The sequence below is a fragment of the Sphingomonas sp. PEI4 genome, from assembly GCF_056679955.1.
In genome coordinates this window covers 1,374,857-1,388,966 of the sequence record NZ_CM155258.1, presented here as the reverse complement: position 1 = coordinate 1,388,966, position 14,110 = coordinate 1,374,857, and the positions used below count along the sequence as shown (strand labels likewise).

The window sequence follows — 14,110 nt, the reverse complement described above, 5'->3', positions numbered from 1 at the left end:
CGAAAATGCGCATTTATCTGGTGGTTATCGACGATAGTCCGGAAGCCGGCATCGCGTTGCGGTTCGCGGCCCGGCGTGCGGTAAAGACCGGCGGCGGGGTCGAAATCCTGACCGTGATCCCGCCGCAGGAGTTCATCGCGTTCGGCGGCGTCCAGGCGACGATCGAGGAAGAAGCGCGCTTGCATGCCGAAGGGCTCGTTGCAGGAGCCGCGGGTACGCTGATCGAGGAATCGGGATTACGGCCGTCGATCACCGTGCGCGAAGGCGAAGCCGCCAAGATCATCCGCGAGATGATCGAGGCGAACCCCGACATCGCCGCGCTGGTGCTGGGAGCTGCGGCCAGCGGCGCGCCGGGCGAGTTGATCGCGCATTTCGCGGGGACCGACGCCGGCGCGTTGCCCGTTCCGGTCATGATCATTCCTGGATCGTTGACGCGCGAGGCGATCGACAGGCTTAGCTGAGCAGCCCCTAGCTGACTTCCAGCGCGGATTCGGTGGCGAGCAGTCGTTCGATGCCGTCGATGCCCGTCTGGGTGAGTTGCAGCCCATCGAGATCGGCGTGGGGTGGCTCGATCAGCGACCGGGTCTGAAGTACCCGGATCCACCGGCCCAGCGTGGTGCGGGACATGCGCAAGGTGTCGGCGACCATGTCGATACTAGCGATCCGACCTTCGGCTTCGGCAACGTACACGATCAGCAATGTCGTCCACGCGTGGTCCGCGAACAGGTCTGCGCCTAGCGTTTCATCGCGCGCGCGCATGACGCCCAGCAAGCTCTTCGCGCGTCGCCAAAGGCGGTAGGGCATGTCCGCGGGGTCGATCACGTCGGCCGCTGAGGGTATGGTCGAGAGCGTGCCGACGAGATGCCCGGTCTGGCCGCTGCCGAGTCTCGACACCTGCACCTCGAGCGTGATGATCTCGCCTTCGCCGCCGATATAGCGCTTCCTGATTTTCGTTGAGTTTCCGTTGGGTTGCAGCGCGGCAACCTGCGTGCGGTTGCGGGCAAGGTCATCGGGGTGTGTGATCGCGAGATAGGACAGCCCGACCAACTGTTTCTGGGTGCGCTGCAACAATGTCGCAACCGTTTCGTCGACCGCCTGGATGACGCCTTCGCCGTTCGAAATAGAGTGGCCAATGATCATCTTCGTTCCTGCAGCCCCGCGGACATCGTTATCAACCGGGTCAAAAATTCTGCAACATGGATTATGCGATTTCGTTTCAAGCCGTTGGCATAGTGCGCAAATACTCTTTCCCACGCTAGTAATTGCGCGATTGTAAAAATATCATGATCGTAGCTTGAGATGCAGGTCGGTTCGCGCCAAGATCGAAGAATGTCCATCTTTGTCGCCCCACTGCTACTTGCAGCCGCCGCCGCATATCCTGCTCCATCACCGGCACGACTGGAGGCCGATGTCGCGACGATGGTCGGCTTTGGTACGCGCCATACCGCCTCAATCACGGCCGATCCGAAGCGCGGCATCGGTGCCGCCCGAACCTGGGCCGCCAACCGTTTCAACGCAATTTCTGCAACCTGCGGTGGATGCATTACCGTCGACAGGATCTCGCGGCGCTTCACCGGTCCGCGCGCACCGACCGGCGTCGTCGTCGAGGACGTGCTCGGCATCCAGAAGGGCCGCGATCCGACCCGCGTGGTGATCGTCGGCGCGCATATCGACAGCCGCGTCACCGACGTGATGAACGTGACGTCGGACGCGCCGGGCGCGAACGACAATGCGTCGGGCGTTGCGCTGGTACTGGAGGCGGCACGACTGCTGTCCCAGCGGCAGTTCGATGCGACGATCGTCTATGCGGTGTTCTCCGGCGAGGAGCAGGGCCTGTGGGGCGCCGAATTGCTCGCAGATACCGCCAAGGCACGTGGCTGGCAGGTGTCGGCGATGCTCAACAACGACATCGTCGGCAACACCGTCGGGCAGGGCGGCGTACGCGTTGCCGATAAGGTCCGGGTGTTCTCCGAGGGTATTCGCGCCTCGGAAGACCTGGTCGCGCAGCAGGGGCGTCGGGCGGAGGGCGGCGAGGACGACGGTCCCAGTCGGGCCTTGGCCAAGGCGATCGACGGCATCGCACGCGGTATTCCTGGCGGGCTCGACGTGATGCTCGATCGTCGACCGGACCGGTTCGGGCGCGGCGGCGATCACGAGCCGTTCCTGAAGCTCGGCTATCCCGCGGTGCGGTTCTCGGTCGCAGCGGAGAATTGGGATCGCCAGCACCAGGATCTGCGCACCGAGAAGGGCGTGGTTTACGGCGACACGATCGCCGGCATGGACTTCCCCTATCTGGCGAAGGTGATGGCGATCAACGTCGCGACACTGTCGCGAATCGCCAGCGCACCCGCAGCGCCCGAGGACGTGTCGATCGCGGGGGCACTGTCCCGCGATACGACGGTGAAGTGGACTGCGGTACCGGGTGCTGCCGGCTACCGCGTGCGGTGGCGCCGTAACGATGCGCAGGCCTGGGCCGAGACTCGCGATGTCACGGGAATCGGGACGGTCCTGACGCAGGTGCCGGTCGACGACAATTTCGTCGGCGTGTCCGCGCTTTCAGCCGCTGGTGCGGAAAGTCTTGTGAGTTTCGCCGGGCGTGAACGGCGGCGTTGAACGTCGCGTCCGTCGGGCTGCTCGCGGTCGATCAGGCCGCGGCGGACGCTTTCCAGCGCCGGTTGGCGAGCGTGCGCGCTTCCTCGACGGGAAGGGGGCGGCCGAAGTAGAAGCCCTGGACCTTGGTGCAGCCGAACTCCTGGACCATGCGGTGTTCGGCCTCGGTCTCCACGCCCTCTGCCGTGGTCGCCATATCCAGGCTTTTAGCCAAGGCGATGACGGCGTGGACGATCGCAACCGCCTCCCGCAGCCCCTTGGCGGCATCGCGGACGAAGCTGCGGTCGATCTTGATCGATGAAAAGCGCGTGCGGCTGAGGTAGCCGAGCGAGGAATAGCCGGTCCCGAAATCGTCGAGACTGAGACGGACGCCGAGATCGAGCAGCCGTTCGAGCACCTTCGTCGCGCCAAGCCCCTCATGCATGAAGACGCTTTCGGTCACTTCGAGTTCGAGGCGCTCGGCCGACAGCCCGGTATTCGCCAGTGCGGACGTGACGGTGGTGATGAAGCTCGGATTCTGAAGTTGGTTGGCGGAAATGTTCACCGCGATGCGAATATCCGACGGCCATTTGGCCGCTTCCTCGCACGCCGTCCGCAATACCCAGGCGCCGATCGGGGCAATCAGGCGTGCATCTTCGGCAAGCGGAATGAATTTGTTCGGCGCAATGGTGCCGTACGCCGTGCTGACCCATCGCAGCAAAGCCTCGAAGCCCAACAGGGCGCCGGTGCTGGCGTCGACGACCGGCTGGTATTCCAGATGCATTTCGCCGTTCTCGACGGCGGTGCGCAGGGCCAACTCCAGCACGCGGCGCTCTTCGGCCTTGACGTGAAGCTCGGGCTCATACGTCCGGTATACCCCGCGTCCGGCATCCTTGGCACGGTACAGCGCAAGGTCGGCGGAGCGCACCAGCATTTCGGCGGTGCGGCCATCGCGCGGGCCGACGGCGATGCCGACGCTGACCCCGATATACAGCGTGTGTGCGTCGATCTCGTAGGAATGGGATAGCGATTCGATGATGCGCTGCGCCAGGCGTTCGATCGCGGCGGTATCGCTCGCGTCGCGGACGATCACCGCGAACTCATCGCCGCCAAGTCGGCCGCACAGATGATTCTCGTCCATCAACTGGGCAAGGCGTTCGGAGACCCGACCCAGCAAGCGGTCGCCGATTGGATGGCCGAGCGTGTCGTTGACCGCCTTGAAGCGATCGAGGTCGAGCATCATGAAGGCATAGCGACCGCCCCACGTATCAGCTTCCGCCATCGTCTTCACGAGCGTCTCGTTGATCATCAAGCGGTTGGGCAGACCGGTGAGCGTATCGAACCGCGCCATGCGGTTGATCTTGTCGGCCGAGGCGCGTTGTTCGGTTACGTCGGAGCCGACACCACGAAAACCGACAAATTCGCCGTGGTCGCCGAAGCGTGGCGAGGCCGCGAGTTCCCACCAGCGATCCTCGCCACCGATCTGAACCAGCAGTCGCAGATCCCGAAAGCTCTCGCGCATCTTCATCTTTTCCGCGAGCGTGCGCAGGCCAGCGGTGAATTCGCCCGTCTCCCAGCTCGGTCCCGCCAGCACCTGGAGGAAGGGCATGCCATCCAAGCCGAGTGGATCCAGTCCGCACGCGAACGCGAAGCGTGAGGACGCCCGGACGATCCGTCGCGCGGCATCGGTCTCCCAGAGCCAGTCGGCGCCGTTTTCCTCGAACTCGCGCAGCAACAGGCTGACCGTCTGGTCGCGTTCGTCGAGCGCGATCTCGGCAGCACGGATCAGGACGAGCGTCCGCGCGCGGCTGACGCAGACGATCATCAACATCAGCGTGAAGCCGAAGATGCCCGCCGCCGCTGCACTAGCGCCGGCCATCGCCAGCTGGACGACCATCGCCGTACCGAGATACCCGAGGAAAATCAGCGTCGCGAGCGCGAGCGGCGCCATTGCGAAAGCCGCCGCGATCATCAATACCGCAAGCGTTATGCCCAGCCCCGCCGTCGTTCCCGACGGTGCGTGCGTGCAGAACAACACCGGTACGGCCGACCATGCAAGACCGAGCGCCAACCCCTCCCACCCGGTATTGCGGACGTCACGGACGCTGGCATAGCTATCGCCGCGATGATTCGTCGCGAGCCGACGAAACCCCACCACGATCGCAACCGTGGCGATCGATGCGGTCCAGATCGCGATCTGCCACGTAGGAACGAAGTCGCGCACCAGGAACGCGGTCGTCAGCGTCGCGCTGAGGTTCGCCGCCAGCAGGAACAACGCCAATCTGCGCCCCGCAAGAAGTTGCGCAGCGCGGATGCGGCTCCATTCGAGATGATCCATACCGCCGCGCAACCCAAGCAACGTCGGCGTATCCACCGCGAATCGGCGCGATGGGGAGGGCGATCTAATGTTCACGGCACGGGTGTAAAACAGCTTGGTTAGCAGATCGTTGGTAATCCACCGAATTGGATGTAATTAACACCCAGTGCGAGGCTAAGTATTGGGCAACACCTGCTTTGTCGGCTCGAAATATTTTATTGTGGGTCCGAGTCGGGGTGGTTTCAGGCTGCAATGTCGTACGGCTTGATATCGCCGCTGAGGTAGAGGTTGCGCGCTTTCGCGCGGCTGAGCTTGCCGGACGATGTACGCGGCAAGGTACGCGGCGGGATCAGTTCGATCAGGCAATTCATGCCCGTTACCGAGCGGACGCGCTCGCGGATCTCGTCGCGCAGGCGCAGGCGTTCGGCTTCATCGGAGCTGCGGCACTGGACCAGTACGGCGGGCGTCTCCTCGCCGCCGGGGGTGGTGATCGCGAACGCGGCGATGTCGCCGGCCTTGAAGCCCGGAAGCTGCTCCACCGCCCATTCGATGTCCTGCGGCCAGTGGTTCTTGCCGTTGACGATGATCATGTCCTTGGCGCGGCCAACGATGTAGATGTAGCCATCCGACATATAGCCCATGTCGCCGGTATCGAGCCAATTATCGACCATGCACGCCTCGGTCGCGGCGTCGTCGCGGAAATAGCCGACCATCACCGACTTGCCGCTGCACCAGACCTTACCGATCGCACGATCGGGGAGGGGCGTACCGTCTTCTTCGCGGATCTCGATCCGCATGTCCCGGACCGGCTTGCCGCAGTTGACGATCGCCCGATAACGCTGCGGGCGGTCACCGCCGCGGCTGCCACCCGACAACTGCGTTTCCTCGACGAGCTCGACGCGGATGCCTTCGCCCGGCGGCATCAGCGAGACCGCGAGCGTCGCTTCGGCAAGGCCGTAGCTCGGCAGGAACGCGCTCGCCTTGAAGCCGGCATCGGCAAACGCGTCGACGAACGACTGCATCACATCGGGGCGGATCATGTCGGCGCCGTTGCCCGCCACGCGCCAGCGCGACAGGTCGAAACGGTCGCTCGCCTTGGTCTGCGACGACATGCGGCGTGCGCAGATATCGTAGCCGAAGGTCGGCGAATAGCTGAGCGTCGTACCGGTGTTGCGGCTGATGAGATCGAGCCAGGCGAGCGGCCGGCGCGCGAAATCCTCGGTCTTCAAATAATCGGTCGAGACCTGGTTGGCGATCGGCGACAGGAAACAGCCGACCAAGCCCATGTCGTGGTACCAGGGCAGCCACGAGATGCAGCGATCGGTGTCGCACACTTCCATGCCGTGGCTGTGCGCGGCGAGATTGTTGAGCAGTGCCTCATGCGTGATGACGACGCCGTGCGGGAAGCGCGTCGAGCCGCTCGAATATTGCAGATACGCGATGTCGTCCGGCCTGGCCTCGGGCAGCGTTGCCGTGGCTGCCTCCCGCGTGGCGAACTCGGACCAGTCGATGCCGATGGTACCGGACAGGCGTGCGGCCTCGCCAGCCATCTGCGCGAGTTCGGGCGGAAAGATCAGCATCTTCGGGTCGCAGCTCGCAAGCTGGACGCGGAGCTGTTCGATATACGAGTCGCGGCCGCCGAACGAGGTCGGCAGCGGCAGCGGCACCGGCCATGCGCCGGCATAGACGACGCCGAAGAACAAGGCGGCGAACTCCGGGCCGGTCTCGGCGACCAGCGCGATTCGGTCGGCGGGAGCGACACCGGCGGCGATCAGGCGATCGGCCATCGCGCGGGCGTCGGCGCGGAGTTGCGAATAGGGGTAGGGCTGCGAAAGCGTACCGCGGGCATCGTGGAAGTTAAGCCCGCGGTTACCGCTCGCGGCGTAATCGAGCGCTTCACCCAGCGTGCCGAAATCGGCAAAGCGGCGCGGCAGGGCGTCCTGGGTCGGCGTCGCGACGATCGTCGCCGCGGTCTGGCCGTCCTTCTGAAGCGTCTCGGTCGTCATCGCAGTTCCTGTCTCTGGCATCTTGCCCGGCATGGCGGCTAAGCGCACCCCACCTATTTCTAGTCTAGCCGTTCAACTTCGGGTGTCAGTGTGGCACAATGATGGCGTGTCCGACGATGACGACTCCGTTCGCGCGGCAGGGCGCCCCAAAACCCGCGGGAAAGAGCGGTCCGCAGGGCGTGAAAGTGCACGCAAGGCCGACCGCGCGCCGCCAAAGCCGATCGATGCCGCCGCACTGGAGCGCATGGCACTGCGCTATGTCGAGCGGTTTGCCACGACACGGGGGCGGCTTACCGATTATCTGATGCGCAAGATCCGCGAGCGCGGCTGGGACGGGGGCTCCGCCGGGGCGCTGGCCGAGCCCGCCGAACTCGCGCAGCGGATGGCCGATCTGGGCTATGTCGACGATCGTGCGTTCGCCGAGCAGCGTGCTGCTGCGATGCAGCGCCGCGGGCTGGGAGCGCGGCGTGTCGCAGGGGCGTTTCGTGAGGCCGGGATCGATGATGGGGACGCGGAATCGGTAGCGCCTGCGATTGCCGACCGTGCGGTCGAATCCGCGCTCGCCTTTGCCCGGCGGAAGCGAGTCGGACCTTACGGCAACGGCGAGGGAGATCGGAAGCTGCAGGAAAAACAGCTCGCGGCGATGCTGCGCGCTGGCCACCGGTTCGATCTGGCACGCAAAATTGTTGCTGCACCGCCGTCCGATACGCCGGAGTTGGTGGATTTCGATTGAGTTCGACAACGGATTCGTTGCGGTAGCGACGAAGCGTGCTATCTCGGCGTTCAGGGGTGTGACAATGCGTAACGACACGCAGCAAGATGCGGACATGATAGTCGAGGCGGTATCGCCGGCCGTTGCGATGGCGATGCCGATGGGGGCGCCAATGGTGGTGCCGACGGTGACCGCCATCGCGAACAGCGAAGACGTGCGCGCGATCGGTGGCGTCATCAAGTGGTTTGACGTGACCCGGGGCTTCGGATTTGCGGTCGCGGACGACGAGGACGTAGGCGATATCCTGGTGCACTTCTCCGTCCTGCAATCGCATGGCCGCCGCAGCCTTCCCGAAGGCGCGCGCGTCGAGACGTTGTCGGTCCAGCGCGGTCGCGGATTCCAGGCGCGCGAGATCGTCTCGATCGACATGACCAATGCGGTCGAGGAGGTCGTGCGCGCGGTGTCCTCGCCCGATCGGGTCGATCCGATCGCGATGATCGACGCGGCAGGGCCGTTCGAGGCGGCATCGGTGAAGTGGTTCAACCGGTTGAAGGGCTATGGCTTTCTGGTACGGGGTGTCGACGGCAGCGACATCTTCGTCCACATGGAAACGCTGCGCCGCGCCGGGATCGAGACGGTCGAGCCCGACCAGCCGCTCCGCGCGCGCGTGGTCGCAGGGCGCAAGGGGCCGCTTGCCGTCGCGGTCGAAGAGGATCTTGGATGAGTTTGGTTGCGAAGGCCGCGTTGGCCGGGGTGTTGGCGCTGGGCGTCGGCGCCGGGGGTGTCGCGTACATGAATAGCGGCGCTGAATCGGACGTGGCAGCGGCCGCTACGCTCCCGCTGACGATCAGAAGCGCGAACGGGACGCATGCGTTCCGGGTCGAGCGCGCGAAGACGGAAGCCGAGCAGGCGCGCGGACTGATGTTCCGCACCGACCTGAAGCCCGACGGCGGAATGCTGTTCTGGCCGTATCCCGCCAAGGGTGGGAAGCCCGTGCCGGCGAACTTCTGGATGAAGAACACGCCGAGTCCGCTCGATATCCTCTATATCCGCGCCGACGGTACGATCGCGCGGATCGCCGAGAACACCGTGCCGTTCTCGGAAGCGCCGATCCCTTCGCGGGAGCCGGTCGGGGCCGTGCTGGAACTGATGGGCGGCCGGGCTACGGAACTGGGGATCGCCGAGGGTGATCTGGTGACGTGGGACAAGGCGGAGTAGGCTGGAGCCGTCAGTCGTACGTATTCTGACAATCTCTTCCGGTCCCGCGACCTAGTTCAAGCAATTATACCGCCCCGGCCTCCGCGGGGTGCATGGAATGGTCCTGCAAAGGTGCGGGTCGGTTCGGGCTAGTGCTTCCAAAACAAGCAAGACTGTTTCCCCGCGAAGGCGTGGACACAGACTGGACTCCCGCCTTCGCGGGAGAACAAGGGCGGACGATCGCAGGCATGGCAGCACCCCAGTCTCATCCAAGACCCTTTGAGATCCCCCTGGCGGAGGAGGATAAGGATATCCTCCCATCATCGAGGTTGAAGCCCGCCGCCACTCGGGTTAAGCGCCAACCATGGGCTTTCTCGCATCGACTTTCACGTGGTGGAACGGCGCCACCCTCGGCACCAAATTCGGCCTGCGCAGCATGGCGAAGATGGGTGAGGACGCGCTTGGCAACGTCTATTACCAGGGTGGCAAGGACACCGCGGGCAATCCGCGCCGCTGGGTGATCTACCAGGGTGCGACCGACGCGAGCCGGGTGCCGCCGGCGTGGTTCAGCTGGCTGCATCACCAGGTCGACGACGTGCCCGATCGCGCGCTGCCGCCGGTCCGTGCGTGGCAGAAGCCGGCCGTGGCGAACATGACCGGTACGGCGCTCGCCTATCGTCCGGCCGGTGCGCTCGAAAAGGGTGGCCACCGTGCCGCTGCGACGGGCGATTACGAAGCCTGGACGCCCGAAGGGTGATCATGCGCTGGCTCGCCGCGGCCGTGTTGGTCGTGGCGTTGGCGGTGGGCGGCTGGTTCGGATACCACGCGCTCACTACGCCCGCGACGAGGGTGGCGGCGGTCCAGCAGGACCTGCCCGGCGCGGACGAGCCGGGCAATTCGTCGATCGAGACCATCGAGACCGGTACGGCTACGATCGCCAATGGCGGCACGCCGATGGCGCAACGGGTGGCCGTGCTAGGCCTGCTCAACAAGCGTAACGGCGAAACGCACGACGTGACGCTCAAGCCCGGACAGGCGACGCGGATGGGGGACGTCGTGCTGCGGCTGCGCGCGTGCGAACAGACCGCGCCGTGGGAGCAGGAGCAGCTGACCGGCGCGTTCGTGCAGGTTCTGGTGCGCGGCGTCGATACGCATTGGCGACGGACGTTTTCGGGCTGGCTGTACAAGGAGCGCCCCGCGCTTAACGCGGTGCAGCATCCGATCTACGACGTGTGGACCAAGAGCTGCACGATGACTTTCCCGGAGACCGGCCCGGATACGGCGCCGCTCGCGGAGGCCTTGCCCGCCAAGCGATCGAGCGCGCGGAAGTCGCCTGCCGAAGCTACGCCCGCAGCGGCCGAGGCGCCGAGTGCCCCCTCGAGCGACGCCCCCAGCAACGCGACGTAATCGGGCCGGTCGATCTCGATCGCGCCGAGCGAGGCGAGGTGCGAGGTCTGGAACTGGCAATCGAGTAGCGTGAATCCGCCGGTCCGCAGCCGTGCGACAAGGTGTGCCAGCGCGACCTTCGAGGCATCGGTGGCGCGGCTGACCATGCTCTCGCCGAAGAACGCCCGGCCGAGCGCGAGGCCGTAGAGCCCGCCGACCAGCTTGCCGCCGTCCCAGCATTCGACCGAATGCGCGAACCCCATTGCGTGAAGCGTCTGAAAGACGCGTTCGATGCCGTCGTTGATCCACGTCTCGGGGCGGCCCTCGACGCTTTCGGCGCAGAGCTGCACGATGCGTTCGAACGCGGTGTCGACGGTGACCTGGAAACGGTCGGCCGCGATCGTCTTCTTGAGCGAGCGGGAGAGCTGGAACCCGTCGAGCGGAAGCACGGCGCGGCGGCGCGGCTCGACCCAGTAGACGCTGGCGGCGTCGCGGCTGTCGGCCATCGGGAACACGCCGACCGAATAGGCGCCGAGGACGAGCTGGGGGTCCAGGATGTCGCTCACGCCGTCAACCGGTGTTCGATCCGGCGCCAAAGGTCTGCGAACGCCTGCGCCGCGGCAGACTTGGGCGCGAACACGCCGACCGGCGCGCGCTTGACCGCCATCGACTCGATCCCGCTCGCCATCGGTATGACCGGCCAGTCAGGATTGCGCGCAACCGCCTCGGCGTGGAGCGCGCGGCGCTTGTCGACCATGACATGGACGGGGAGCAACGGCGTGCGACCGCTCAGGTGCTGGACGACGGCGTCGTACGCACGGGTCGAGAGGGGGGAGGGGATGACGGGGATGACGATCAGGTCGGCGGCGCGCATCACCTGGTCCGCGGTCTCGGTCAGCCCCGGCGGGCAATCGAGGATCACGCGGTCGTAGCCGGCGAGTTCGGACAGCAGCTTGGCGAGCCGCTTCTTCTTGTCCAGTTCGTGGAAGAGCTGGTCGAGACCGCGCAGCGACGCGTCCGCGGCGATCAGGTCGAGATGCGGGTAGGCGGTCGGCCGGGCCTGCCTGGCGACCGCGACGTCCTTCGAGAACATCGCCTGCGCCTGGTCGACCTTGCCCCCGATTCCATGGGGGCCGCCGAGCACCCAGGTCGATGCCGCCTGCGGGTCGAGATCCCAGAGCAACGTGCGGCGCGCGGACAAGGTGGCGGCGCACCAGGCCAGGTTCACCGAAAGCGTCGTCTTCCCGACGCCACCCTTGAGGCTGTAGATCGCAACGGTTGCCATCAGCCTAGCGTGCCGGTCTGCGGCCGCGAGGGCAAGGGTGCGCAGTGCAAAGAAAAACGGCCGGCGGATGATCCGCCGGCCGTCTTGGAAACCATCGACGTCGGAAACTTACGCGTGGCAGGTCTGTGCGGACTTGCCGGGCGCGGTCAGCGTCACGTTGGTTTCGCTGCCGGTCATCGACCAGCCGCCCTCGGCCGTCTTCGGCGCACCGGCGACGTCCGACTTGAGCGTCGTTGCGGGACCGTCCTTCTTGGTGCGGACCACGGCCTGCTTGTCGCCCTGGAAGAACGTCACGAAGAGCAGGCTGTTGTCCTTGCAGCGCAGCGTCGCCTCGGACTTGATCGAGGGCGGCAGCTCGACCGGCGCGGCATTGGCGAGCGTATTCGCCATCGGATCGGGATTGCTATCCAACACTTCGGGCGTGGCAGGCTTGGAGTTGCAGGCGGCCAGCACGAGCAGTGCGGCGACGGCGGTCATGGGGAGGATCTTCATGGTGCGCCACGACTTCGCGCATGCAGCATGAAGCGTCAAGACTTATGGTTTACGCTACGGCCTGATCGCGATGAACGGGGGGACGTTGCTGGCGAGCCGTGAGCCCGCTCATGCCGTTCCGATACCCGCTGGCGGCGCGTATCTCACTCGCGGCTTGGGCGATTGCGGTCCATCAGCCCGTCCTGCGGATAAAGCCGGGCTTCGACCAGTGCCAACGGCGTCGCGATGTGCGCCGCGATCAACGTGTCGCCGACGGTATCCATGACGTCCGAAGCCTCTTTCAGGAGTGCCTGGGCACGCAGATAGTTTTGCACGGTATCCTGCTCCTGCATCCGACTCGGTAGGGCAACATAGATCACATTATCGCTCCTTCCAGAGCGAGGTGCAATGGCCAGAGCGAGGTGCAATGGAATGCCGTCGCCGCGCCTGCGACGTCGTGAGGCCGACGACCGCGCGCCGGTTTAACGCTGCAAACTTTCGCTCGCTTGCTCCGGGCGAGGCGCGGCGCCACATAGCAGCCATGCACACGACACCTGACACGCTCGCCCTCATCGGCAACACCCCGCTCGTCCGCCTCCGGGGGCCAAGCGATGCGACCGGCTGCGATATCTTCGGCAAGTGCGAATACGCGAACCCCGGCGCGTCGGTGAAGGATCGTGCCGCGCTGTTCATCGTCGAGGACGCGGAACAACGCGGATTGCTCCAGCCGGGCGGGACGATCGTCGAGGGGACCGCGGGCAATACCGGGATCGGGCTCGCGCTAGTGGCCAACGCCAAGGGCTACAAGACGATCATCGTCATGCCCGAGACGCAGAGCCGCGAGAAGATGGATACGTTGCGCGCGCTTGGCGCCGAACTGGTGCTGGTGCCGGCCGCGGCATTCTCGTCGCCGTGCCATTTCGTCCATACGTCGCGGCGGATCGCCGAGGAGACGCCGGGTGCGATCTGGGCGAACCAGTTCGACAATACCGCCAATCGCCGCGCGCATATCGTCGGTACTGCCGAGGAGATCTGGGCACAGATGGACGGACGGATCGACGGCTTCACTTGCGCAGCGGGAACCGGCGGGACGATCGCCGGTGTCGGGCTCGGGTTGAAGGCCAAGGACGAGGCCGTGTGCATCGCGCTCAGCGATCCGCATGGCGCGGCGCTGTATAATTATTACGCACACGGCGAACTGAAGGCGGAAGGGTCCTCGGTCGCCGAAGGCATCGGGCAGGGGCGCATCACCGCCAATCTCGAAGGTGCGCCGATCGACACGCAGTTCCGGATTTCGGATCAGGAGGGGTATGCCTGGGTCCGTCGGCTGCTCGACGAGGAGGGGCTGTGCCTTGGGCTGTCGTCCGGGATCAACGTGGCTGGCGCGGTGGCGCTTGCGAAGCATCTCGGGCCGGGCAAGCGGATTGCGACGATCCTGTGCGACACGGGTTTCCGCTATCTCTCGACGCTGTACGATCCCGAATGGCGCCAGGCGAAGGGCTTGGCTTGAGCGGCGTGGTTCCCGAGAATCGACAGACGCGCGGTAGTCGGGTATCGAGATGGGGCAAGATGAAGCCGTCCCATGAACCCTCTCAGACGATGCAGCGCATCAAGGTCGGCATGATCGGCCTCGCCGCGGTCGTGCTGCTGATCGGTCTCGCGAGCGCGATCATCGCTTCGACGAATCGCGAACGGCCGGTAGCGACTGCAGGTGCTGCGAAGGCCGACGTGGTTGCGAATATGGGCGTTTCGAACGTTATCGAAGCTGCAGGTGCGGGCGAACCGCTCGCGGAGATGGGCGTGGCGCCGAGCGCCAACGCGCAGGCACCCGCGCAGTAATTCTCACGATAACGCTGCATCGTTCGCCCCCACCTGAGTGGGGCCGGGCATAGTTTTGTTTCCGCATGACCCTGCGTCGCGCTCGACCGGCCGGCCCACCCCGCCCGCCCTCTCCCTTCCAGGGAGGGGAGAGCGTCGTTCTCCAGTGTGACAATCCACAGCATCGGTCGTCTGCAGGGCGAGCGCTTCTCTTGGCCCATCCCCGAATTTCCCCAGTCCCGACGACCGGCAGTTGCTGATCTCGTCCAGTCCGCAAGCTAATCCCGGCCAACCTGAGCGTCGAAACCCGCGTCGAATCCGTCCAATCC

General features: G+C 65.5%; 15 protein-coding genes and 1 pseudogene. 9 read left to right on the top strand and 7 right to left on the bottom strand.

Annotated features, from left to right (window positions below):
* Window positions 1-5 precede the first annotated feature (5 nt).
* Window positions 6-461, top strand: a complete 456-nt coding sequence (locus AC1MLZ_RS06245; RefSeq protein WP_107961690.1) for a universal stress protein — start codon at window positions 6-8, stop codon at window positions 459-461.
* A gap of 7 nt (window positions 462-468) precedes the next feature.
* On the opposite strand, the gene AC1MLZ_RS06240 is transcribed toward AC1MLZ_RS06245, so the two are convergent.
* The gene (locus tag AC1MLZ_RS06240; RefSeq protein WP_480960882.1) at window positions 469-1,140 is read right to left on the bottom strand and encodes a PAS domain-containing protein; all 672 of its coding nucleotides are present in this window, start codon (window positions 1,138-1,140) and stop codon (window positions 469-471) included.
* 189 nt (window positions 1,141-1,329) lie between these two features.
* On the opposite strand from AC1MLZ_RS06240, the gene AC1MLZ_RS06235 reads away from it, so the two are divergent.
* Complete coding sequence (locus AC1MLZ_RS06235; protein ID WP_480960881.1) at window positions 1,330-2,613, top strand: M20/M25/M40 family metallo-hydrolase; 1,284 nt, start codon at window positions 1,330-1,332, stop codon at window positions 2,611-2,613.
* 31 nt (window positions 2,614-2,644) lie between these two features.
* Here AC1MLZ_RS06235 and AC1MLZ_RS06230 read toward each other — a convergent pair whose 3' ends face one another.
* Window positions 2,645-4,927: a putative bifunctional diguanylate cyclase/phosphodiesterase gene (locus AC1MLZ_RS06230; protein ID WP_480960880.1), complete on the bottom strand. Its 2,283-nt coding sequence runs from the start codon at window positions 4,925-4,927 to the stop codon at window positions 2,645-2,647.
* Window positions 4,928-5,148: 221 nt separating this feature from the next.
* Window positions 5,149-6,912, bottom strand: a complete 1,764-nt coding sequence (locus AC1MLZ_RS06225; protein WP_480960879.1) for a fatty acyl-AMP ligase — start codon at window positions 6,910-6,912, stop codon at window positions 5,149-5,151.
* A gap of 106 nt (window positions 6,913-7,018) precedes the next feature.
* Here AC1MLZ_RS06225 and AC1MLZ_RS06220 point away from each other — a divergent pair, with 106 nt between their 5' ends.
* From AC1MLZ_RS06220 to AC1MLZ_RS06200, 5 genes and pseudogenes are all read left to right on the top strand, one after another.
* On the top strand, window positions 7,019-7,645 hold the full coding sequence (locus tag AC1MLZ_RS06220; RefSeq protein ID WP_480960878.1) for a regulatory protein RecX: 627 nt from the start codon (window positions 7,019-7,021) through the stop codon (window positions 7,643-7,645).
* A 151-nt stretch (window positions 7,646-7,796) separates the two neighbouring features.
* Entirely contained in the window at window positions 7,797-8,348 is a 552-nt protein-coding gene (locus AC1MLZ_RS06215; protein ID WP_480961477.1) for a cold-shock protein, read from the top strand.
* On the top strand, window positions 8,345-8,842 hold the full coding sequence (locus AC1MLZ_RS06210) for a DUF192 domain-containing protein (RefSeq protein WP_480960877.1): 498 nt from the start codon (window positions 8,345-8,347) through the stop codon (window positions 8,840-8,842). The genes AC1MLZ_RS06215 and AC1MLZ_RS06210 overlap by 4 nt, the downstream gene beginning before the upstream one ends.
* 343 nt (window positions 8,843-9,185) lie before the next feature.
* Window positions 9,186-9,578 (top strand): NADH:ubiquinone oxidoreductase subunit NDUFA12, encoded by a 393-nt coding sequence (locus tag AC1MLZ_RS06205; protein ID WP_480960876.1) that lies wholly within the window; start codon window positions 9,186-9,188, stop codon window positions 9,576-9,578.
* Window positions 9,579-9,580: 2 nt separating this feature from the next.
* Window positions 9,581-10,009, top strand: a pseudogene (locus tag AC1MLZ_RS06200) (DUF2155 domain-containing protein); the annotation flags it as partial.
* Between the two features lie 35 nt (window positions 10,010-10,044).
* Here the strand turns inward: AC1MLZ_RS06200 and aat are convergent.
* From aat to AC1MLZ_RS06180, 4 genes are all read right to left on the bottom strand, one after another.
* Window positions 10,045-10,713 (bottom strand): leucyl/phenylalanyl-tRNA--protein transferase, encoded by a 669-nt coding sequence (gene aat, locus AC1MLZ_RS06195; RefSeq protein WP_480961476.1) that lies wholly within the window; start codon window positions 10,711-10,713, stop codon window positions 10,045-10,047.
* 56 nt (window positions 10,714-10,769) lie between these two features.
* Complete coding sequence (locus tag AC1MLZ_RS06190; protein WP_480960875.1) at window positions 10,770-11,492, bottom strand: ParA family protein; 723 nt, start codon at window positions 11,490-11,492, stop codon at window positions 10,770-10,772.
* Between the two features lie 108 nt (window positions 11,493-11,600).
* Window positions 11,601-11,984 (bottom strand): hypothetical protein, encoded by a 384-nt coding sequence (locus tag AC1MLZ_RS06185; protein WP_480960874.1) that lies wholly within the window; start codon window positions 11,982-11,984, stop codon window positions 11,601-11,603.
* 143 nt (window positions 11,985-12,127) lie between these two features.
* A complete protein-coding gene (locus tag AC1MLZ_RS06180) occupies window positions 12,128-12,343 on the bottom strand; it encodes a hypothetical protein (RefSeq protein ID WP_480960873.1) in 216 nt (71 codons plus the stop codon).
* 161 nt (window positions 12,344-12,504) lie between these two features.
* Between AC1MLZ_RS06180 and AC1MLZ_RS06175 the strand changes: the two genes are divergently transcribed.
* On the top strand, window positions 12,505-13,473 hold the full coding sequence (locus AC1MLZ_RS06175; RefSeq protein WP_480960872.1) for a cysteine synthase A: 969 nt from the start codon (window positions 12,505-12,507) through the stop codon (window positions 13,471-13,473).
* Window positions 13,474-13,532: 59 nt separating this feature from the next.
* Window positions 13,533-13,802, top strand: coding sequence for a hypothetical protein (locus tag AC1MLZ_RS06170; protein WP_480960871.1), 270 nt, complete (start codon window positions 13,533-13,535; stop codon window positions 13,800-13,802).
* The last annotated feature ends 308 nt before the right edge of the window (window positions 13,803-14,110 follow it).

Excerpts from the sequence above, each read along its gene's own strand:
- AC1MLZ_RS06245 (WP_107961690.1), top strand. The coding sequence starts at position 6 with ATGCGCATTTATCTGGTGGTTATCGACGATAGTCCGGAAGCCGGCATC.
- AC1MLZ_RS06240 (WP_480960882.1), bottom strand. The coding sequence starts at position 1,140 with ATGATCATTGGCCACTCTATTTCGAACGGCGAAGGCGTCATCCAGGCG.
- AC1MLZ_RS06235 (WP_480960881.1), top strand. The coding sequence starts at position 1,330 with ATGTCCATCTTTGTCGCCCCACTGCTACTTGCAGCCGCCGCCGCATAT.
- AC1MLZ_RS06230 (WP_480960880.1), bottom strand. The coding sequence starts at position 4,927 with ATGGATCATCTCGAATGGAGCCGCATCCGCGCTGCGCAACTTCTTGCG.
- AC1MLZ_RS06225 (WP_480960879.1), bottom strand. The coding sequence starts at position 6,912 with ATGACGACCGAGACGCTTCAGAAGGACGGCCAGACCGCGGCGACGATC.
- AC1MLZ_RS06215 (WP_480961477.1), top strand. The coding sequence starts at position 7,797 with ATGGTGGTGCCGACGGTGACCGCCATCGCGAACAGCGAAGACGTGCGC.
- AC1MLZ_RS06210 (WP_480960877.1), top strand. The coding sequence starts at position 8,345 with ATGAGTTTGGTTGCGAAGGCCGCGTTGGCCGGGGTGTTGGCGCTGGGC.
- AC1MLZ_RS06205 (WP_480960876.1), top strand. The coding sequence starts at position 9,186 with ATGGGCTTTCTCGCATCGACTTTCACGTGGTGGAACGGCGCCACCCTC.
- aat (WP_480961476.1), bottom strand. The coding sequence starts at position 10,713 with ATGGCCGACAGCCGCGACGCCGCCAGCGTCTACTGGGTCGAGCCGCGC.
- AC1MLZ_RS06190 (WP_480960875.1), bottom strand. The coding sequence starts at position 11,492 with ATGGCAACCGTTGCGATCTACAGCCTCAAGGGTGGCGTCGGGAAGACG.
- AC1MLZ_RS06185 (WP_480960874.1), bottom strand. The coding sequence starts at position 11,984 with ATGAAGATCCTCCCCATGACCGCCGTCGCCGCACTGCTCGTGCTGGCC.
- AC1MLZ_RS06175 (WP_480960872.1), top strand. The coding sequence starts at position 12,505 with ATGCACACGACACCTGACACGCTCGCCCTCATCGGCAACACCCCGCTC.
- AC1MLZ_RS06170 (WP_480960871.1), top strand. The coding sequence starts at position 13,533 with ATGAAGCCGTCCCATGAACCCTCTCAGACGATGCAGCGCATCAAGGTC.